5 protein-coding genes are annotated in these 4,291 nt (G+C 69.4%); 3 read left to right on the top strand and 2 right to left on the bottom strand.

All coding sequences use genetic code 11. The annotated features are described in order from the left end of the window. A partial coding sequence (locus tag VFM98_RS23705) for an NADP-dependent isocitrate dehydrogenase (RefSeq protein WP_325112357.1) occupies positions 1-1,769 on the bottom strand: 1,769 nt, incomplete at its 3' end. A 179-nt stretch (positions 1,770-1,948) separates the two neighbouring features. Between VFM98_RS23705 and VFM98_RS23700 the strand changes: the two genes are divergently transcribed. Both VFM98_RS23700 and VFM98_RS23695 read left to right on the top strand, forming a co-directional pair. Next, complete coding sequence (locus tag VFM98_RS23700; protein WP_325112356.1) at positions 1,949-2,350, top strand: hypothetical protein; 402 nt, start codon at positions 1,949-1,951, stop codon at positions 2,348-2,350. 33 nt (positions 2,351-2,383) lie between these two features. After that, positions 2,384-2,782, top strand: a complete 399-nt coding sequence (locus VFM98_RS23695) for a phage holin family protein (RefSeq protein ID WP_325112355.1) — start codon at positions 2,384-2,386, stop codon at positions 2,780-2,782. Between the two features lie 14 nt (positions 2,783-2,796). Here VFM98_RS23695 and VFM98_RS23690 read toward each other — a convergent pair whose 3' ends face one another. Then, entirely contained in the window at positions 2,797-3,549 is a 753-nt protein-coding gene (locus VFM98_RS23690; protein WP_325112354.1) for a Crp/Fnr family transcriptional regulator, read from the bottom strand. Between the two features lie 211 nt (positions 3,550-3,760). Between VFM98_RS23690 and VFM98_RS23685 the strand changes: the two genes are divergently transcribed. Next, the coding region (locus tag VFM98_RS23685) for a DUF6448 family protein (RefSeq protein WP_325112353.1) at positions 3,761-4,291 on the top strand (531 nt) is incomplete at its 3' end.

Raw genomic sequence — 4,291 nt, 5'->3', positions numbered from 1 at the left:
TTGGGCGCCGAGCCGCCCGCGCCCGTCTCGTACATGCCGCCGCCGGCCATCAGGGGCACGATCGACAGCATCTTGGCGCTGGTGCCCAGCTCCATGATCGGGAACAGGTCGGTCAGGTAGTCGCGCAGGATGTTGCCGGTGACGCTGATCGTGTCCATGCCGCGCGCCACGCGCTCCAGCGTGAAGCGCATCGCGCGCACCTGGCTCATGATCTGGATGTCCAGGCCCGTGGTGTCGTGGTCCTTGAGGTAGGTCTTGACCTTCTTGATCAGCTCGTTCTCGTGCGGGCGGTACGGGTCGAGCCAGAACACGGCCGGCATGCCGGAGTTGCGCGCACGCGTGACGGCGAGCTTGACCCAGTCGCGGATCGCCGCGTCCTTGGCCTGGCACATGCGCCAGATGTCGCCCTGCTCCACGTTCTGGGACAGCAGCACCTCGCCGGTGGCGATGTCGGTGATGTTGGCGACGCCGTCCTCGGGGATCTCGAAGGTCTTGTCGTGCGAGCCGTACTCCTCGGCCTGCTGCGCCATCAGGCCGACGTTGGGCACCGTGCCCATGGTCTTCGGATCGAAGGCGCCGTGCCACTTGCAGAAGTTGATGATCTCCTGGTAGATGCGGGCGAAGGTCGATTCCGGCATCACGGCCTTCACTTCCTTCAGGCGGCCGTCGGCGCCGTACATCTTGCCGCCCTGGCGGATCATGGCCGGCATCGACGCATCGACGATCACGTCGTTGGGCGAGTGCAGGTTGGTGATGCCGCGCGCCGAATCCACCATCGCCAGCTCGGGGCGGTGTTCCTGGCAGGCATGCAGGTCGAGCTTGATCTCGTCCTGCTTGGACTGGGGCAGCGCCTGGATCTTCTCGTACAGGCTGGCCAGGCCGTTGTTCGGGTTCACGCCCAGCTCCTCGAACAGCTTGGCGTGCTTCTCGAAGGCTTCCTTGTAGAACAGGCGCACGCAGTGGCCGAACACGATCGGGTGCGACACCTTCATCATGGTGGCCTTCACGTGCAGCGAGAACATGATGCCGGTCTTGCGCGCGTCCTCGATCTGCTCCTCGTAGAACTTCAGCAGCGCCTTCTTGCTCATGAACATCGAGTCGATGATCTCGCCGGCCAGCAGCGAGGTCTTCGGCTTCAGCACGATCGTCTGGCCGGACTTCGTCACCAGCTCCATCTTCACGTCGCGCGCGCGATCGAGCGTCATCGACTTCTCGCCGTGGTAGAAGTCGCCTTCGGTCATGAACGAGGCGTGCGTGCGGGAAGCGGGGCTCCACTCGGCCATCGAGTGCGGATGCTTGCGCGCGTACTCCTTCACCGCCTTGGGCGCGCGGCGGTCGGAGTTGCCTTCGCGCAGCACCGGGTTGACGGCGGAGCCGATCACCTTGGCGTAGCGCTGGCGGATCTTCTTCTCTTCCTCGGTCTGCGGGTTCTCGGGGAACTCGGGCACCATGTAGCCCTTGGAGCGCAGTTCGCGGATGGCGGCCACCAGCTGGTTCTGCGCAGCGCTGATGTTCGGCAGCTTGATGATGTTGGCGTCAGGCTGCAGCGTCTTCTGGCCCAGTTCGGCCAGGGTGTTGGGCACCTTCTGTTCGTCGCTCAGGTAGTCGCCGAACTCGCCGAGGATGCGGTGCGCCACCGAGATGTCGCACTCGACGACGTCGATGCCGGCCGCCTGCACGAAGGTGCGCACGATCGGCAGGAAGGAGTGCGTCGCCAGGTAAGGTGCTTCGTCGGTGAGCGTGTAGATGATCTTGGAACGGGCTGCCACGGGGAATGCCTCTCGAAAGGTGGTTGGGCGTGGAAAACGATGCTTCGCATCGGATTGTAGAGCTCTCGGACTACACAGCCTGACACCGGCAGGCCGGTATCCACTGCGGTGCCGAAAGCGGGAAGAATAGACCCACCGGATTCCGCCCGGCGGCCTGGAGCAGATCGAAACCGATGGGCATGCGCGCGCAACGCCCCGAGACCACGGCAGTCCTGCTGCTGGTGGGCATCGCTGCGCTGCAGGCCCTGCTCGACGCCGCTGCCGGCTGGCCGCAGGACGTGCTGCGCGCAGCGCCCGCGCCGCCGGCGCTGCCGGCTGCAGGCAGCAGGGAGCGCAAGGCCATGGAATGGTGCCTGCAGAACGTGGCCATGATCCACGACGTGTACTGGGCCAGCGCCTGCAGCGTCGAAGCCGAGATGCAGCAGGCGCGCCGCGTGGCCTGCCAGCCCCACTGCGCCGCTGGCCTCGAGCCGCTCGACGATTCGCCGGACTGCACGCTGCCCGAGCACCGGGCGCGCGAGCTCAATACGGCGCGCGCGAAGGCGGAGCAGCAGTGCATGGACGAGGCCACGAAGCGCTAGCGATTTGGGAGCCGCTATGCTGCACGGCTTCCCATGTCGCATCTCCTCCCGTTCCTGCTTCACTGGGGCATCACCGCCCTGTCCCTCTGGATCGCCAGCCACGTCTTCAAGGGCCTGCAGTTCGACAGCGGCCGCGCGCTGCTGGTCTCCGCGCTGCTGCTCGGCCTGGCCAACGCGGTGGTCCGGCCGATCCTCGTGGTGCTGACCTTTCCGCTCACGCTGGTCACCTTCGGCCTGTTCCTGCTGGTGATCAACGCGCTGATGCTGATGCTGGTGGCAGCGCTGGTGCGCGGCTTCACGGTGCGCGGCTTCGGCACCGCCTTCCTGGCCAGCATCTTCATCGCGCTCCTGAGCCTCGTGATCGGCGCGCTCGTGAGCCTGGGCGATCCCGGCTCCGAGGTGCAGCTGCCGCGCGGCACGGTGTGGCTCTGAGCTGGCCGCTGCGGTCATGGCGCCGGGGCCGGTGAGCGCAGCGCGCGTGCGCCGGCCTGCGCGGGGCGCCTGCGGAAGCCCGAGGCCGCGGCCTCGGCCAGGCGCTGCGGCGCCAGCAGGCGCACCGAGCGGCCCTGCACGGAGACGGCTCCTTCGGCGGCGAACTCGCGCAGCAGGCGCGAGAAGTGCTCCGCGGTGAGATTGAGGTGCGTGGCCACGGCGGCCTTCGCCGCCGGCAGTTGCACCACGTCCTGGTCGGCCGCGCCGCGCAGCCCGAGCAGGTAGCTCGCCAGCCGCGCGCGTCCGCCGCCGGCGGCCTGCCTTCCGAGTTCGTGGACGAGGCTCTCCACCCGCTGGCTCAGGGCGGCGAGCAGCCTGCGCGCGAGCAGCGGGTTGGCGTCGATCTCCGCGAACACGGCTTCGCTGGGCAGGTGCAGCACCAGGGCGTCTTCGGCGGCCACCGCATCGACCAGGGCCGGGCGCTGCAGGAACATGACCGGCTCGCCGAAGCTGCGCCCCGGGCCGACGACCCCGGTCAGGCGCTCGCCGCGGGCGTCGGTGGCCAGCAGCTTGAGGCGGCCGTAGACGACGATGTACATGCCGCTGGGGCGGTCGCCCTGGCGGAACAGGGGTTCGCCCCGGCGCAGCAGGCGCCGCCCGGCGGCAGCGGCCAGCCTGGCGACGGTCGGGGGGTCCAGTTCCCTGAACAGCGGCTGCCGGCGCAGCAGCTTTTCGGCGGTGAGTTCGTGACGGCGCGTTGCAGACATCGGGGGCCGGGCCGGACGCGGCCCGCCCGAGGGTCCTGCATCCGCGCCCGGCCCGCGTTGACCGCGGTCAAGACAGCTTGCCGCAGGCGCGGAGTTAGCAGATGTCAAGGTTTCGCCAGTCCCCGGGAATCCGCGCGCAGGGCCGGTCTCCATCGGGCACGTGCGGCGAATGGCGCCGCGCGATCGACACATCCCGTGAAGGAGACCCACGATGAAAGCCCGCCACCCCCTGTTCGCGCTGCTCGCCGCCGCCGCCCTGGCCTGGACCTCTTCGGCCCAGGCGCACTGCGACACCCTCGACGGCCCCGTCGTCGCGGCCGGCCACAAGGCGCTGGAGACCGGCAACGTGAACCTCGCGCTCGTCTGGGTGCGCCCGGCCGACGAGGCGGAGGTCCGCAGCGCGTTCGCGCAGGCGCTGGAGGTGCGCCGCGCGGGCGGCGCCGCGCGCGACCTCGCCGACATGCACTTCCACGAGACGCTGGTGCGCGTGCACCGCGCCGGCGAGGGCGCGCCGTACACCGGGCTGAAGCCGGCCGGCACGATCGAAGCGCCGGTGGCCGCGGCCGACCGCGCGCTGGCGAGCGGCAGGCTCGAACCCCTGGCGCACCTGATCGCGGAGCGCACCGAGCAGGGCCTGCACCGGCAGTTCGAGCAAGTGATGGCGCACCGCAAGTACGCGCCCAACGACGTCGCCGCCGGCCGCGCGTTCACCGCCGCCTACGTGGAATACGTGCATGCCGCC

Origin of the sequence: Ramlibacter sp. (assembly GCF_035706265.1) — a bacterium.
In the GTDB taxonomy this organism is placed as follows: Bacteria; Pseudomonadota; Gammaproteobacteria; order Burkholderiales; family Burkholderiaceae_C; genus Ramlibacter.
The sequence above is the reverse complement of the archived record's forward strand: the minus strand, read 5'-3'. Positions and strand labels throughout refer to the sequence as shown.